This is a genomic window from Streptomyces sp. NPDC005302 (genome assembly GCF_040607345.1).
In the GTDB taxonomy this organism is placed as follows: domain Bacteria; phylum Actinomycetota; class Actinomycetes; order Streptomycetales; family Streptomycetaceae; genus Streptomyces.
The window spans coordinates 227,020-241,524 of record NZ_JBEXGN010000010.1 but is presented as its reverse complement, the minus strand read 5'-3'; the positions used below and the strand labels follow the sequence as shown (position 1 = coordinate 241,524).

At 72.6% G+C, this 14,505-nt stretch carries 18 protein-coding genes; 12 read left to right on the top strand and 6 right to left on the bottom strand.

Translation table 11 applies throughout. From position 1 onward, the window contains the following. Nucleotides 1-209 precede the first annotated feature (209 nt). The 4 genes from ABZT74_RS17910 (at nucleotide 210) to ABZT74_RS17895 (ending at nucleotide 2,770) form a co-directional block, all read left to right on the top strand. Nucleotides 210-575, top strand: a complete 366-nt coding sequence (locus ABZT74_RS17910) for a PRC-barrel domain containing protein (RefSeq protein ID WP_355878421.1) — start codon at nucleotides 210-212, stop codon at nucleotides 573-575. Between the two features lie 156 nt (nucleotides 576-731). Further along, on the top strand, nucleotides 732-1,103 hold the full coding sequence (locus ABZT74_RS17905) for an STAS domain-containing protein (protein ID WP_356171329.1): 372 nt from the start codon (nucleotides 732-734) through the stop codon (nucleotides 1,101-1,103). A gap of 80 nt (nucleotides 1,104-1,183) precedes the next feature. Next, a complete protein-coding gene (locus ABZT74_RS17900) occupies nucleotides 1,184-1,651 on the top strand; it encodes an ATP-binding protein (RefSeq protein ID WP_356171332.1) in 468 nt (155 codons plus the stop codon). Nucleotides 1,652-2,110: 459 nt separating this feature from the next. Continuing rightward, nucleotides 2,111-2,770 (top strand): fasciclin domain-containing protein, encoded by a 660-nt coding sequence (locus ABZT74_RS17895; protein WP_355878412.1) that lies wholly within the window; start codon nucleotides 2,111-2,113, stop codon nucleotides 2,768-2,770. A gap of 173 nt (nucleotides 2,771-2,943) precedes the next feature. On the opposite strand, the gene ABZT74_RS17890 is transcribed toward ABZT74_RS17895, so the two are convergent. Genes ABZT74_RS17890 through ABZT74_RS17880 form a run of 3 tightly spaced genes read right to left on the bottom strand, consistent with a single transcriptional unit; the run spans nucleotide 2,944 to nucleotide 4,492 of the window. Next, nucleotides 2,944-3,282, bottom strand: a complete 339-nt coding sequence (locus ABZT74_RS17890; protein WP_356171337.1) for an Asp23/Gls24 family envelope stress response protein — start codon at nucleotides 3,280-3,282, stop codon at nucleotides 2,944-2,946. After that, nucleotides 3,279-3,914: an Asp23/Gls24 family envelope stress response protein gene (locus ABZT74_RS17885; RefSeq protein ID WP_356436006.1), complete on the bottom strand. Its 636-nt coding sequence runs from the start codon at nucleotides 3,912-3,914 to the stop codon at nucleotides 3,279-3,281. The genes ABZT74_RS17890 and ABZT74_RS17885 overlap by 4 nt, the downstream gene beginning before the upstream one ends. Then, nucleotides 3,911-4,492, bottom strand: a complete 582-nt coding sequence (locus ABZT74_RS17880; RefSeq protein ID WP_356436003.1) for a sigma-70 family RNA polymerase sigma factor — start codon at nucleotides 4,490-4,492, stop codon at nucleotides 3,911-3,913. Before ABZT74_RS17880 ends, ABZT74_RS17885 begins: the two co-directional genes overlap by 4 nt. 217 nt (nucleotides 4,493-4,709) lie before the next feature. Here ABZT74_RS17880 and ABZT74_RS17875 point away from each other — a divergent pair, with 217 nt between their 5' ends. The 8 genes from ABZT74_RS17875 to ABZT74_RS17840 all read left to right on the top strand — a co-directional run bounded on the left by ABZT74_RS17875 (nucleotide 4,710) and on the right by ABZT74_RS17840 (nucleotide 10,531). Then, nucleotides 4,710-5,249: an Asp23/Gls24 family envelope stress response protein gene (locus ABZT74_RS17875; RefSeq protein ID WP_356171341.1), complete on the top strand. Its 540-nt coding sequence runs from the start codon at nucleotides 4,710-4,712 to the stop codon at nucleotides 5,247-5,249. 69 nt (nucleotides 5,250-5,318) lie between these two features. Then, nucleotides 5,319-5,504 (top strand): hypothetical protein, encoded by a 186-nt coding sequence (locus ABZT74_RS17870; RefSeq protein WP_356436000.1) that lies wholly within the window; start codon nucleotides 5,319-5,321, stop codon nucleotides 5,502-5,504. Beyond that, a complete protein-coding gene (locus tag ABZT74_RS17865; protein ID WP_356435996.1) occupies nucleotides 5,501-6,610 on the top strand; it encodes a DUF6286 domain-containing protein in 1,110 nt (369 codons plus the stop codon). The genes ABZT74_RS17870 and ABZT74_RS17865 overlap by 4 nt, the downstream gene beginning before the upstream one ends. After that, a complete protein-coding gene (locus ABZT74_RS17860) occupies nucleotides 6,610-7,191 on the top strand; it encodes a hypothetical protein (protein WP_356435993.1) in 582 nt (193 codons plus the stop codon). Before ABZT74_RS17865 ends, ABZT74_RS17860 begins: the two co-directional genes overlap by 1 nt. Then, nucleotides 7,181-8,095 carry a YihY/virulence factor BrkB family protein gene (locus ABZT74_RS17855; RefSeq protein ID WP_356171352.1) on the top strand — a complete coding sequence of 305 codons (915 nt, stop codon included), beginning with the start codon at nucleotides 7,181-7,183 and terminating at the stop codon, nucleotides 8,093-8,095. Before ABZT74_RS17860 ends, ABZT74_RS17855 begins: the two co-directional genes overlap by 11 nt. A gap of 77 nt (nucleotides 8,096-8,172) precedes the next feature. Continuing rightward, nucleotides 8,173-8,451: a GlsB/YeaQ/YmgE family stress response membrane protein gene (locus ABZT74_RS17850; protein ID WP_081222608.1), complete on the top strand. Its 279-nt coding sequence runs from the start codon at nucleotides 8,173-8,175 to the stop codon at nucleotides 8,449-8,451. Between the two features lie 215 nt (nucleotides 8,452-8,666). Further along, nucleotides 8,667-9,152 carry a DUF427 domain-containing protein gene (locus tag ABZT74_RS17845; protein WP_356435990.1) on the top strand — a complete coding sequence of 162 codons (486 nt, stop codon included), beginning with the start codon at nucleotides 8,667-8,669 and terminating at the stop codon, nucleotides 9,150-9,152. Between the two features lie 170 nt (nucleotides 9,153-9,322). Next, nucleotides 9,323-10,531: a cysteine desulfurase-like protein gene (locus tag ABZT74_RS17840; RefSeq protein ID WP_356435987.1), complete on the top strand. Its 1,209-nt coding sequence runs from the start codon at nucleotides 9,323-9,325 to the stop codon at nucleotides 10,529-10,531. Nucleotides 10,532-10,617: 86 nt separating this feature from the next. Here ABZT74_RS17840 and ABZT74_RS17835 read toward each other — a convergent pair whose 3' ends face one another. The 3 genes from ABZT74_RS17835 to ABZT74_RS17825 form a co-directional block, all read right to left on the bottom strand. Continuing rightward, on the bottom strand, nucleotides 10,618-11,658 hold the full coding sequence (locus tag ABZT74_RS17835; RefSeq protein ID WP_356435984.1) for a MerR family transcriptional regulator: 1,041 nt from the start codon (nucleotides 11,656-11,658) through the stop codon (nucleotides 10,618-10,620). Between the two features lie 421 nt (nucleotides 11,659-12,079). After that, nucleotides 12,080-12,259 carry a DUF6480 family protein gene (locus ABZT74_RS17830; RefSeq protein WP_356435981.1) on the bottom strand — a complete coding sequence of 60 codons (180 nt, stop codon included), beginning with the start codon at nucleotides 12,257-12,259 and terminating at the stop codon, nucleotides 12,080-12,082. A 136-nt stretch (nucleotides 12,260-12,395) separates the two neighbouring features. Then, on the bottom strand, nucleotides 12,396-14,423 hold the full coding sequence (locus ABZT74_RS17825) for a regulator (protein ID WP_356435978.1): 2,028 nt from the start codon (nucleotides 14,421-14,423) through the stop codon (nucleotides 12,396-12,398). Nucleotides 14,424-14,505: the final 82 nt, after the last annotated feature.

Sequence of the window (14,505 nt, the reverse complement as noted above, 5' to 3'; positions counted from 1 at the left end):
GGGGCCCCGTCCCGCCGGGTGATGGGGCATGCGACTCCAAGGTCCCTGATTCGCAAAGAGATTCCACCGAGTGCAGACCGGATAGCAGGGTATTTGCAGCTCAGAGGGCGGCACGGAGGCGGATTCCCGCCTTCGGGCCTGCTTCCTGCCGCGTACGCGCCATGAGCGTGATGACGGCAGGGCGGACCGGCGAGCTGAAGGAGGACGACATGACCGTCGACAGAATCTGGTCGTACGCACCGGAGTTCAACCACCCCGAGGTGCACGAACTGGCCGGCTACAGCGTCGAGGCCACCGACGGGACCATAGGGCATGTGGACCGGCAGGCGGACGACGCCGGGATGCGGCACCTCGTCGTCGACACCGGGGTGTGGGTGTTCGGGAAGAGCGTGCTGGTTCCCGTAGGCGTGGTCGACGGCATCGACACCGAGACACAGAAGATCACCGTGGCGTGCAGCCGCGAGGAGATCAAGTCGGCGCCCGTGTTCAAGACCGACCGGGAGACGCTCGACCCGACGTACCTCTCGAGCGTCGGGAGCTACTACCGGAGTCTGCCGCCGAGGCAGCCCGCGTGAGTCGCCGTCAGACGTCGGCCGGGGGTGCGGGGGTCGAGGTCCGCGGCCGTGCATCCACGAACGGCTCCCGTGCCGAACGGTACGGGAGCCACGCGCGGACCGCGACACCCGGCTCGAGGGGTGACCTTGCGCGATCAGACGAGAAAGAGTGTTCAGATGCCCGACGGGCTGGAGGCCTCCGTGACGCACAGGGCGGCCCAGGACGCCTTCGTCGTACGGGTGGGTGGCGACATCGATTACGAGAGCGCGAGCCAACTCGAAGAGGCGCTCGACCTCGCGGAGCGCGTGGGCTCGTCCCGTACGGTGGTAGATCTGTCGGAGACGACCTTCGCGGACTCGTCGATCCTGCACGTCCTCCTCGAGGCGCAGCGCGCCCACCGGGCCTGCGGCACCCTCATGGTGGTCTGCGGACCGTTCAGTGACATCGTCCGGAGGTTGTTCGACGTGACAGGGACCGAGGGCTTCTTCGTCCTCGCCGGCAGTGTCCAGGAAGCGCTGGAACTCCGGGTCACGGCGAGCGAGCGATGACTCCCGCCGACCCCCCTCCCGCGGCCGGCCCAAGCGCGGGAGCGGGCGGTTCGGGCGAATCCGACCTCAGGGACACCACCATGACCCACCAGAACGAAGTCCCGCAGCTCGTCTCGCTCACCGGGCCGACCGCCCGTCCGCCCACGGCCCGACTGACTGTCACCAGCGCTGTCACCAGCGCCGCGACCGCACGCCGCCACGTGCAGACGCTGCTGCGCGAGCACCCTGGAGCCCCGGCCCGCGGGGTGAGCCAGGAAGCGGTCATCGACCTGCTGCTCGTCGTCTCGGAACTGGTCACGAACGCGATCCGGCACGGTGACGGGCTCGCCGGATTCGAGGCGGTCCTGACCGACGGCGGCGTACGGCTGGAGGTGCGTGACCGCAGCGACGTCGTTCCCGTCCACGCCTACGGCACCGGGGAGATCCCGCAGCACCGTCAGGCGAACGGGTACGGATGGCCCTTGATCATCCGCCTCTCCGGGGACATCACCATCGAGCCGTGTCCGGGCGGCGGCAAGTCGATCCGGGTGTTCGTCCCCCTGGACTGAACCGTCCTGTCCCCTGTCCCCTGTCCTACGTCCTGTGTCCTGGAGCCGCGGCCACCGTGCCGCGGCTTCGATGCGTTCGGGCCGGTGCGTCGGTGCGTCGGTGCGTCAGGGGGGCGTCGACCCGGGCGTGTTGGAGTCGTGCGGGGAATGCCGGACGCCGGGCCCGGCCGCCGCGGACACGTGTGGGCGCCTTCTCCGAAGCTGCTCGCCTTCCGGATTGGTCACGGAAGGAATTTCCCCCGAATCGGCGATTGCGCGAACTCCGACCAATCCAAGACCGCTCCTGCGCCGGATTCCCCGTGTGAGCCGAGAAACGAGGAGTTCGACAACCGCCCCCGGGCGTACGGCAGGTGCCTCTTCGAGGACCGCCCTTTCGTTCTCCACGGAATTTCCGCTCGAAAACCACGGCATTTGCCGGCCAGCGCCGCGAATGCTGCTTCGTTCCGACAGGAGAACCTCATGAGCATGCGTATCCGTCACGTCGCGGTGGCCTTCGCCACTGCCGCTGTACTGCCGATCGCCCTGACGGCGTGTTCCAGCGACAGCAAGGACAGCGACGCGTCGAGTTCGGCCAAGTCGTCTGCCTCCGCGCCGGCCTCGGACGACGCTTCCGCCGGTTCGTCGGGCATGGCGGGCAGCTCCGACGCTCCGTTCGGACCGGGCTGCGCCTCGGTGCCGAAGAACGGCGCGGGATCCTTCAACGGCATGGCCAAGGACCCGGTGGCGACGGCGGCGTCCAACAACCCGGCGCTGTCGACCCTGGTGACGGCCGTGAAGAAGGCCGGCCTGGTGGACACGCTGAACAATGCCGAGAACATCACCGTGTTCGCGCCGACGAACGACGCGTTCGCGAAGATTCCGAAGGCGACCCTCGACAAGGTTCTGGCCGACAAGGCGCAGCTGACGAAGATTCTCACCTACCACGTCGTGGGCCAGAAGCTGGCGCCGAAGGACCTGGAGAAGGGTTCCTTCGACACGCTGGAGAAGAGCAAGCTGATGACCAGCGGTTCGGGGGAGTCGTACACCGTGAACGACTCCGCCAAGGTGGTGTGCGGCAATGTGAAGACCGCCAACGCCAACGTGTACATCATCGACACGGTCCTGATGCCCAAGAGCTGACGCGGCGCATCGCCGGCCCCGCGGGAGACTGCCGCGGGGCCGCCAGGGGTTTCCTGTGGCGGGCAGGAAAAGGGGAGTGACCGGGACACGCGTCCGTTCCGGGCACTCCCCCTCCCCATGCCGTCATTTCTGAGTGCCGTCATACGTGCCTGGGGCGCGGCAGGCCCGTACGGCTACACGAGTCCCGTGACGGTGACCCGTACCGAGGCCTTGCTGTCCGGGAGCAGCGTCGCCAGTGACTCCTCCAGCGCCTGGCGCGTGGCGCGGGCGACGTCCACGCCGCGACGCTCCTTGCGCACCACGATCCGCACGTCCACCTCCCACGGCTCGGACCCGTCGCCGCGTGTGACCCGGATCCCCGCCGGCTGCCTGCCGGTCCGTCCGGCCCCCGCACCCGTGCGCGAGCGCAGCAGATCGCCGAGGCCCGGCTTCAGGAACGCGACCCCCGGCACCTCGAGGACCGTTCGGGCCAGTGCCTCCGTCAACGTGTCGTGCACGGCGTACCGCGTCATCGGTCCTGGCCTTCCTCGAAGTCGGCCACGGGGCCGGTCAGATCGGTGATGCGGATGTCCACGGCCGTCACGTCCATACCCAGGCGGGTGCGCGCCGCGTCGAGCACCTGGTCCCTCACCCGCTCGGCGAGGTGTTCCAGCGCGGCGCCCACGGGGGCGACGATGTCCAGCCGCACGTCCACCCCGGCGGAATCGCCCGGCGCGGACAGCGCGTGGGGAACGATCCGGCACGACCCGGCCCGGACCCCGGCGACCGTCTCCCCGGCGGTGCGCAGGGTGCGGGCCGCGACCGCTTCCATGATCCAGAGGTCCTCGGCGGGGTCACCCAGCGGGAGGGGCCTGCCGGGCCGCAGCTCGACCCGGACGACGTCCATCACCCGCCGTGTCAGCGGGGTGGCGTCGTACGAGGCCACGGTGTCCGTCTCGTCGCGGAGGCCGCCGACGAGGGACTCCAGCCGGGTCCACTCGTCGCGGGCCCGCCCGCAGTGCGGGCACAGCTCCCCGTGGACGTCGGTACGGGTGGGGTCCTCCGCGGTCTCCCAGACCTCGGAGAGCGGACGTCCGCAGGGCAGCAGTTCGTCGTCCTCGTCGAACCCGGGCCGGCGGTCCGGCGGACCGGAGTGGTGGGTCATCGCCAAGCCCCCATCGCTTGTGTCAGTCGGTGTCGTGCGCGGAAGACACGGGCGCGGACCGCCTGTTGGCTGATCCCGACGGTGTCCGCGATGAACTCGTAGGAGCGGCCGTCCAGTTCGCGCAGCACCCAGCACGTGCGCTGCTCCGCCGACAGGTCCGCGAGAGCGGTCTGCAACTCGCCCAGTGCCGCGCGGGACTCCGCCAGCCGTGCCGGCGAGGCGATGTGCTCGGGAGCGGCGATCTCCGCGACCGTGTCGAGGCCGCTCTCCTGGCGCCGGGCGCGCAGCACGTTCAGGCAGCGGTGGGTGACGATCCGGTACATCCAGGTGCCGAAGGAGGACCGGCCCTGGAACTCGGGCAGCTTGCGCCACGCGCTGACGAAGGCGTCCTGCACGGCGTCCTCGGCCTCCGAACGGCTGCCCAGCAGCCGCGTCGCCAGCCCGACCAGCCGCGGGGCATGGCGTCGTACGAGCGACTCGAAGGCTTCCTCGTCGCCCTCGGCCGCCCGCGTGGCCAGCAGAGCGTCGTCGGTCACGACGTCCTCCGGCTGGGTGATCTGTTCCTGGGCCCCCGGCACTCGGTGGCTCCTCTCGCTTGCCTCTGCGGGTTGGACACGCCTGCGCGCTTCCCTGTTACGCACCCGTGGCGGCCGTGGATGCACCCGTTCCGTCCTCGTCTCCGGCCGCGGAGGACGTACTTCGGAAAGAGAACGTGGTCGGGCCGCGTAACAGAACGGCCCGGGCCGGGTCTGTCGTGGAGAAGGCAGTTCACACCGAGTGAAGTGGGAGATCGTCATGACTACCCAGCAGACGGCACCGGAGTCCCGCCGCGAGACCGTCCCCTCCCGCCCCGAGCCCGCGTCGTCGGCACGAGTGGCAGGCGGCGGCGGGGCCACCGGATCGACCACCCTGAGCGGTGGCCTGTCCGGCGCGGGCGCGCCGGCCGACAGCCGGGGCAGGACGTCCATCGCCGACGTCGTCGTCGTGAAGATCGCCGGAATCGCCGCGCGGGAGATCCCCGGTGTGTACGACATGGGCGGCGGGCTGTCCCGCACCATCGGCGCCGTGCGCGACCGTGTGCCCGGCGGCCGGCCGAACGTGGGCCGCGGGGTGAAGGTCGAGGTCGGCGAGCGGCAGACCGCGATCGACCTCGACCTCGTGGTCGAGTACGGGGTGCCCATCACCGACGTCGCCCGCGACGTGCGCGAGAACGTCGTCTCCGCGGTGGAGCGCATCACCGGCCTGGAGGTCGTGGAGGTGAACGTCACGGTCAACGACGTGCATCTTCCGGAGGACGACGGTGAGGAGGCGTACGGGGACTCGCGCGTGGAATGAGAGCCCCGATCGGCCTTGGACAGACCCGCGGCCGAGGACGCCGGCCCGGCCGGCGGTGAGAGGTGAGGAATGAGCAGAGCAATCGTCGGCATGTTCACGGGCATGGCCCTGGCGTTCGCCGGCTACTTCGGCGGGTTCGGCGCGTTCCTGCTGGTGACGGCGCTCGGCGCGGTCGGCTACGGCGTGGGCCGCTACCTGGAGGGCGGGGTCCGTCGTGAGGACCTCCGGGACCTCTTCGAGCGGAGGAACCGATGACGGACGCGGCGGTGCGCGGCACCACCACCGTCTCGGAGAAGGCCGTACGCAAGATCGCCGAGCGCGCGGCCGCCGAGGCCCTGCCGGGTCAGCTGCGTCCGTCCGCCCGCGGCTCCGCAGCCGTACGCGGCCGGACGGCCGTGGTGTCGCTCGGCGTCACCCTCCCTTACCCGGCGCCGCTCGCGGCGACCGCCGAGCGCGTCGAGCGGCATGTGACGGACCGGACCGGTCGGCTCACCGGCCTGCGGGTACAGCCCGCGAGGCTCACCGTGACCGGACTCACCGCTCCGGCCCGACCGTCCGCATCCGCACCCGCGCTCGCGAAGCCCCCCGCGTCCGGCCGCACACCCCGGCGCCACTGGTCGGCACGCCGCGTCCCCGCCGTGGGACTCGCTCTCGCGGTGGCCCTCGGCTGCGGCGCGGTCGCCGTCGACGTGCTGCGGGTCCATCTCGCCGGGCGCCCGGCCGCCGCCTGGCGGACAGGGCTCCTGGACACGCTGGAACAACGCGGTCCGGCGGATCTGCCGGTCGCGTTCGGGATCGTCCTCGCGGTAGCCGGCCTCTGGCTGTGCGTGCTCGCTCTGACACCGGGCCGCCGAGGCCTGCTGGCCGCTGCCCCACCCGGCCTGAACGCCGCGGTGGACCGCAGGGCGGTGGCCTCGGTGATCCGCGACGCCGTCGCGGACGTACCCGGGACCGAACACGTACGGGTACGCGTCGGACGCGGGCGCGCCCGCGTCCGGGCCGCACTGGCCTTCGGCGAGCGGGACGCCACCGCCGCGGCGGCCGTGGCCGCGGCCCGGCGGGCCCTGGACGACTGCGCGTTGCGCCGGGCTCCGCGCCTGCGCGTCACGGTCCGGCCGACTCCGGCCTGGCAGCCGCCCCGCCCGGAAGCCGGATCGCCCGACCCCCGGCCGGCGGAACCCCGCACGGGTGAACCCGGACCGCACGAACCCGGGGCCCGTGCGCCCCTGACCGTGGGACCCGCGCATGCGGGACCGCGATCCGTGGAACACCCCTCAGCGGAGCCGCGGTTCTCCGGGCCTCGGCCGGCGGACCCGCCGGCCCGTGCCGAAACCGCTCGGCCCGCCGGAAGCGAGGCGTGATGGAACAGCCGTCCGGCACGGTCAACCGTGCCGCACTGGCCACCGCGGGACTCGTCCTGCTGTCGGCCGGCATCTGGTCGGCGACCGCCGGCGCGTCCGTGGCCGACCGGATGCCGGGGTGGTGGCCGAAGGCGGACGCCGACGCCGTGTGGGTCTCCGCCGGCCGGCTGGCCGAACTGCGCGACACCACCTGGTGGGTTCCGGCGGTCGCCGCCGCGACAACCCTCGCCGCGCTCCTCTGCCTCCTCTGGGCGGCGAGCCGGATCGGCGGCGGCACCCGCCCGCGCGTGGCCCTCACCTCCCGGGGTGCCGTCCTGCGGACCCGGGCCCTCGCAGACCTGCTCACCCGGCGTACGTCCGCCGTCCCCGGCGTCGCCCACAGCCGCGTCGCCGTCCGCGCCCGACGTGGACGGCTGTACGTCCGCGCCCACGTCCGGCTCACCGCGGACACAGCACCGAACGGAGTTCTCTTGACCCTGGCCGCGCTCATGGAGGAAGCACGGGCCGCGGCCGCCCCGTGCCGGGTCCTCACCCACGTACGGATCAGCAGCCGTTCGCAAGGGACCGCGCATGTCCGCTGAGTCGGGGCCCAACGGCGCCATCGAGACGGTGCGGCCCACCCGGCTGCCCCGCCCCCGTCCCGGCCTGTGGTGGCCGGCGCTGCGCCGCACCCCGGTGTCGATGTGGAACGACGACATCTCCGACTGGGCCGCCGCGCTGACGTACTACGCGATCCTCGCCGTCCTGCCGGCGATGCTCGTCATGGTCGTCGCCTTCGGCCTGATCAGTCCGGACACCGCGGAGCAGTTCATCGCCCACGTCACGGCGTACGCGCCCGCCCAGTCGGGGGCGGAACTGCACCAGGCGCTGGGGGAGATGCTGCGGCAGCGGTCGGCGGCCTGGACCCTGCTCGTCGCGGGGGCGGCCAGCGCGCTCTGGTCGGCCTCCAGCTATCTCGCCGTGTTCCGCCGAGCCCTGCACCGGATGCACGACGTGGCGGACCGCCGTTCGGCCTGGCGTACCGCGCACCGCCTGGTACTGACCGCGCTGGCGCTGCTCGGACTGCTCGTCGTCAGCGCACTCGTGCTGCTGCTGACGGGCCCGGTGGCCGAGGCCACGGGCCGGGTCTTCGGCCTCGACGGCCAGGTGGCCGTGGCGTGGGGTGTGCTCCGCTGGCCCCTGTTGCTCTGCCTGGTCGCCCTGTTGGTCGTCGTCGTCTTCCACACGGGCCCCGTGGTCGCCCGCCGACGCCGCTACAGCCTGCCCGGCGGCATCCTCGCGGCGTTCCTCTGGCTGGTGGTCTCCGCGGGATTCGCCGTGTACGCCTCCATGTTCGGCACCTACAGCAGGCTCTACGGCTCACTCGCGGGGCTCGTCGTCTTCCTCGTCTGGCTGTGGCTGTCCAACCTCGCGCTGCTGGCGGGAGCGCAGTTCGCGGCCGAGCTGAGCGAGGCCGCGACGGCCGACCAGAAGGCAACGGTTTGAGATTCGAAGGTTTGTGTCGGCCAGTTCGGCGCACACGGACTGAGGAAGTCACATCCTGTACGGACGGTGGAGGAACTGTGGGCATCATCGCTTGGATTCTGATCGGGTTGCTTGCCGGTGCCATCGCCAAGCTGCTCCTGCCGGGCAAGGACCCGGGCGGCATCATCATCACCATGCTGATCGGCATCGCCGGCGGTCTGCTGGGCGGCTGGCTGGGCAAGGTCATCTTCAACGTCGACTCGGTCGACGGCTTCTTCGAGGTGTCGACGTGGATCGCCGCCATCGTCGGATCGCTGATCCTGCTGATTCTGTACCGGGTGCTGACGGGCAACCGTCGTTCGCACCGACACGCCTGAGGAGTCCGTACTCCCGCAGCGCACCGATGACTCACGGCTCGGGGCCGGCACCGGAATTCTCCGGACGCCGGCCCCGAGCCGTTCGTCGCGCACCGGGAGCCCGTCCGGCCCGGCGCCCGCCCCGCCGTGCATCCGCGGTCACGGTCATCCCCGAAGTCCTCGTGACGCCGGCCGGGCAGGACGAGCGCGGCGTCCCGTCCCGGACAGGAGTGGCCATGGCACCGCACGGAAACCGGAGTCCCGAATCGGTGTGGGACTACCCGCGTCCCCCGGCGACGCGGCAGGACGACCGGCTCGTCGTCGTCGAGTGCGCCGGAGTACGGGTCGCGGAGAGCACCCGAGCCCTCCGGGTACTGGAGACCAGCCACCCTCCGGTCTTCTACCTGCCGCCGGACGACGTGCGCACCGACCTGCTCCGCCCCACCACGGAACGCAGTTGGTGCGAGTGGAAAGGCCCCGCCGCGTACTGGGACCTGGCCGTCGGCTCCGACGTCCGGCCGAGCGCCGCGTGGAGCTACCCCGAGCCGGTGCACGCGTACGCCCCCCTCGCCGGGCACTTCGCCTTCTACCCCACGCGGGTCGACCGGTGCACGGTCGACGGCGAGACGGTCACGGCACAGGAGGGCGACTTCTACGGCGGCTGGATCACCGCGGAGATCCGCGGACCGTTCAAGGGAGCCCCCGGAACGCTGGGTTGGTGAGCCCCCCCCGGGACGCCCGCCCAGGCGGCGAAGGCGCCCTCCCCGTCCGGCGGCCGTCCTGCGATGATCGTCGGACACCGTGTGCCCCGTCCGGACACCGGCTCCGGCCCGCCCGAGCGTGTCCTGGGTCCGGCCCGGCGCGGGGTGCGACCCGCCCGTGAGGAGCCCGAGTGACCTTCGACGTCGGTGCGCTGCGCGCCGAGATCCCCGCCCTGCAGTCCGGTGTCGCCCACTTCGACGGCCCGGGCGGAACGCAGACCCCGGCCCGCGTCGCCCGGGCGATCGCCGACGCGCTCACGGGTCCGCTCTCCATCAGGGGACGGCTGACGCCGGGAGAGGCTAACGCGGAGACCTGCGTGCGCGAGTTCCGGGAGGCGATGGCCGATCTGGTGGGCGGTGATCCCTCCGGCGTCGTCTTCGGCCGCAGCGCCACCCAGCTCACGTACGACTTCGCGCACACCCTGGCGAAGGACTGGGCGCCCGGTGACGAGGTCGTGGTCAGCCGGCTCGACCACGACGCGAACATCCGCCCCTGGATCCAGGCGGCGGCGCGCGCCGACGCCGTGGTGCGCTGGGCCGACTTCGACCCGGCGACGGGTGAGCTGCCGCCCGCGGCCGTGGGTGATCTGCTGTCCGACCGCACCCGGCTCGTCGCCGTGACCGCCGCGTCGAACCTGATCGGCACGGTCCCCGACATCGCGGCGATCGCCGAGCTCGTCCACCGCCGCCCCCGGGCCCTGCTCCACGTGGACGGAGTGCACTACGCCGCCCACGCGTTCGTGGACCTCGCCCGGCTCGGCGCGGACCTCTTCGTCTGCTCGCCGTACAAGTTCCTCGGCCCGCACCACGGCGTCCTGGTCGCTTCCCCGCATCTCCTGGAGGAACTGCGGCCGGACAAGCTGCTGCCGTCCACCGAGGCCGTGCCCGAGCGCTTCGAACTGGGCACGCTGCCCTATGAGGTGCTGGCCGGTACCACCGCCGCCGTCGACCTCCTGGCCGGCCTCGGGCCGGACGCGACGGGCGGACGCAGGGACCGGCTCAGGTCCGCCTTCGCGGCCGTCGAGCGTCACGAGGAGGCGCTGCGTGGGGAAGTGGAGGCGGGGCTGGACGCCCTTCCCGGCGTGACCGTCCACTCCCGGGCCGCCGACCGCACGCCCACTCTGCTGCTGACGTTCGAGGACCGGGACGCGGCCGACGCCTACCGGTTCCTGGCGGACCGCGGTGTGCACGCGCCCGCGGGATCGTTCTACGCCCTGGAGGCGTCCCGGCACCTCGGTCTCGGTGACACCGGCGGACTGCGCGTCGGCCTGTCTCCCTACAACGACAAGGACGACGTGGCACGGCTGTTGGAGGGTCTGGCCGCGTTCCTGCGGACGTAGCGGGACGGGGGCCGGGAACGGTGAGCGGGGCGGGGCGGGGGAGCGTACGGCGGCGCGACCCCGACGGTGGTGGTGCCCCGGGAAGGTCAGTTCTCGCGCGCGGCGATCAGGCGCAGCGCGTCGGCCAGGTGGCGGGGGCGCAGCAGGCCCGGCCCCGACTGTCTGCCCCAGCCCGGTCCGCTCAGCAGGACCTGGCTCTGTGTCCGGGCACCCCGGACACCCCAGCGGGTGGCGGCGATGTGCCGGGCCAGCGGCAGGTTCGCCGTGTCCGACGATTGCGACCACAGCACCACCGCCGAGGGGCCGACCCGGTGGAACGCCGTCATCAGTGCCTCCGGCGGCACGGCACCGCCGAGCATGAGGACCGGGATCCCGTGTTCGGCCAGTGCGGCGTTGAGCGCCTCCAGTGGCAGGGTGTGCGGTTCGCCGGGAAGACAGGCGAGCAGGACGGGCGAGGCGCCGTCGTCCCGTCCGTGGCCCGCCGCGGACACGTACACGTGCCGCAGCGTCGCGGAGACGTGCCAGGACAGCAGGTGTTCGACCTCGACGTACCGGTCGCCCGACGACTCCCACTTACGGCCCACCGCGCGCAGGGTGGGCACCATGACCTCCTCCCAGGCCTTGATCAGGCCGTGCACCCGCACCGCCGACGTCAGCTGCTCCTGGATCGCGGAGGCGTCCAGGCGTACGGCGGCCCGCGCGAGGCCCCGGCATTCCTGACGCACGTCCCCGAGCGGGAGACCGGAGGGAGACCGCGAGGCCTTGAGCTCCTTCTCCGGGGGCGCGGCCGACGACCGTTCCGGGAAGCGGACGCCGGCCGGCTGCCGCGCGACCGCGAGAGCGGAGCCGGGACCACCGTCCCGCGCCGTCTCCTTCGCGGCGCGCGCGGCCTCGGCGGGAGGCAGACCGACCGCCGTCAGCCGGCACATCTCCTGCACCATGGCGACGTCTTCCGGGGACCAGCGACGGTGCCGTCCGTCCGGGCGCACCGCTGGACCGAGCCCGTACCGGCGGTCCCAGGACCGCAGTGTGGTCGGCGACACTCCGAGCTTCCGGGCGAGGAAGCCGGTGGTCACTCCCGCGTCGGGGCCCTCGGTGTCCGCGTCCGCGCGAGCACTCAGTCCCATGGGCCGACCTCCCGGGACGCGGCGGGCCCGATGGGCGCGCATCGGTCGGCGGGTGCGGCCCGGTTCGCGGCGGCGGGCTCCGGCGCACGGCGGCAGCAGGTCATGGCAGGGGCTCGCCTCGCTTCCGAAGCCGTCCGGGACCGGCTGGTCCGCCGGGCTCACCCCTCCTTCGGCCGGGGGACGCGGGACGGATGCAGCGACGGCGACCTGTGTGCGGAGAAGAAGCCTTCCACGGGTCCACGGGTCCACGGGTCGACGCGGGATGAGGGACGGCCGACGGGCGGAGGAGGCCGCGCGTCCTGCCATGCCGGGGTCTCGCGCGCCGCTACTGGCACACCGAGGCCGCGTCACCCGTCCGCGCACGGCAGCGCGTCCTCCCCGCGGAGCGCGACGGCTCCGCGGGGAGGACGCGTGCGCGGGGTCAGAGGCCGCTGATCCTGGCCACGAAGAAGGCGGCGACGACCAGCGAGCCGATGACGATCAGTCCGAGCCAGAAATAGGGGTGTTCCCAGATCCCGCCGTCCGGGCGCTCCTGATGCGCTTCCGCGATGGAGCCCTCGGCGGGCGGGGTCTCGCCTGGTGGTACGAGTGGATGTGCCATCTCTCCACCGTCCGCCCGAACGGGTGAGGTCGCATCTTCGGGGCGACGACGCGCCCAGTACCCGGCGGCGCACCGGCCGCCGCCCACGCCGGACCGCGCGGACGCCGGGACGGCACCCCGGACGGCGACCCCGGCCTCAGGATCCCGGGGCGGAACGGTCGAGGAGCTGCCGCAGCACCGTTTCCGGGTCGGAGAGCACCGAGCGCAGGAGTGCCTCCTCGTACCCGTCGTCGCCCAGCAGGGAACGGGCTGTGTCCTCGTAGCGTTCGCGGACCGGACCGAGTTCGGGCGTGCCGCGCTGTGGATGGCCCACCGCGCTCCAGTACGTCTCGCCGGCGCCGAACGCGGCGACCGCCCGTTCTCCCGCGCCCTGCGCGGCCAGTGCGGAGGCGAGCAGGTCGAGGCCGAGCGCGAGACCGAAGCTGTCCCCGATACGGCGCTTGCCGTCCAGCATCGAGAGGGCGTGGGCGGAGGCGTCCTCGGGTCGGTCGGCGAACAGGGCGATGAGCGCCAACTGGTAGTCGGCGTAGGAGCGGGTCCACCACTCACCGCGCTCCACGCAGCCCCGCCGCAGTTCCTCCGCCTCCCGGCGGGCGTCGTCGAGCAGGCCCTCGGCCGTCAGGGCGAAGACCCGCACCAGATGGCACAGGAGGTGCCCCGCCGAGGTGAACGCGGTCCCGCCCGCGCCCAGCAGAGCGCCGTCCACGTGGTGCCGGGCCGTCATGGGGCGGCCCTGGAGGAGATGGGCCAGGCCCAGCAGATACGTGGCGTGCAGCGTTCCCTCCACGTCGTCCTGGAGGTCCGCACGCCGTTGGCAGAACTCGGCGAGCTGCCTGGCCGGTTCGTGCTCACCGCGCAGGACGCGGGTCACGCCCAGTGCCCACAGGGCCCGGGTGCGTTCCGGGCCGGAGGCATCGGACAGGGCCAGGGCGTCCTCCAGGTAGGCCGAGGCATCCCGCAGATGGCCGCAGCAGCTCCACGGGAATCCGAGCAGCCCGATCAGATCGAGGGCCGTGTCGGGCCGGTCGTCGAGGAGGTGGTCGAGCGCCGCGCACAGATCGGTGTGCGCCGCGTCGAGCCGTGCGTACCAGTGGGCCTGCCGATCGCCCAGCCAGCTGTCGTGGGACGCGCGGGCCATCGCCAGGAAGTGGTCCGCGTGCCGCCGCGCCAACTCGGTTTCCTCGCCGAGCTGTTCGAGCCACATGGTGCCGTACTCCCGGACGGTGTCGAGCATCCGGTGGCCGCCGCCGACGCGCGTCAGTACCGATTTCCTCAACAGGCCGTCGAGGGCGCTGTCGACGTCCTCCGCCGCGAGCGGACCACCGGCGCACACGGTGCGTGCCGTGTGCGCGTCCACGTCGTCCCGGAACACCGACATCCGGGCCCACAGGAGGCGTTCGGCGGGCGTGCACAGCTCGTGGCTCCAGCCGATCGTGGTGCGTACCGCGCGGTGCCGCGGCGGCCCGGCGAGGACGGTGTCGGCCGCGATGTCCAGAAGCAGGCCGAGTTCCAGATCGACCTCCGCGACCGTGCGCTGCGTCAGTTGACCGGCGATCAGTTCCACCGCCAGGGGCATCCCTTCGAGCCGCTGGCACAGCCGGGCCACGGTCACCATGTCGGCCGGGGCCGACACCGGGGTGCCCGCGGCCGCGGCCCGTCGGCAGAACATCTCGACGGCGTCCGTCATGGGCGGCAACGGATCGACGGCGACCAGGTGTTCACCGGGTACGCCGAGCGGTTCCCTGCTGGTCGCGAGGACGGTCAGCCGGGGGCAGGAGAGCAGCAGGCGGGCCACCATGCGGCGACACGGTCCGACCAGGTGCTCGCAGGAGTCCAGCACGAGCAGGACGTCCTTGCCGGACAGCCAGTCGACCAGGGAGTCCATCGCCATGCTCGTGGTGTGGTCGGAGAAGTCCACCGCGTCGGCCACGGTGGCGACGAGAAGCCGGTCGTCCCGCAGCGGCCAGAGGTCCGTCCAGGCAGCTCCGCCCCCGCCGCTGCCGAGGTGCCGGTCCGCCGCGTGAAGCGCCAGACGGCTCTTGCCCACACCGCCGGCCCCGGTCAGGGTGACCACGCGATGCTCGTGCAACGCCTTGGCGAGGTGGGCGAGTTCGTCCTCGCGCCCCACGAAGTCAGGAGGTAGGGCCGGCAGGTTTCTCAACACGGGGACAGTCTTTCGGGGTCGGTTCCTCGACGGGACGGACTGCGGCGATTCGGTCCCCGGGTTCGGCAGGGGAGGGAACGGC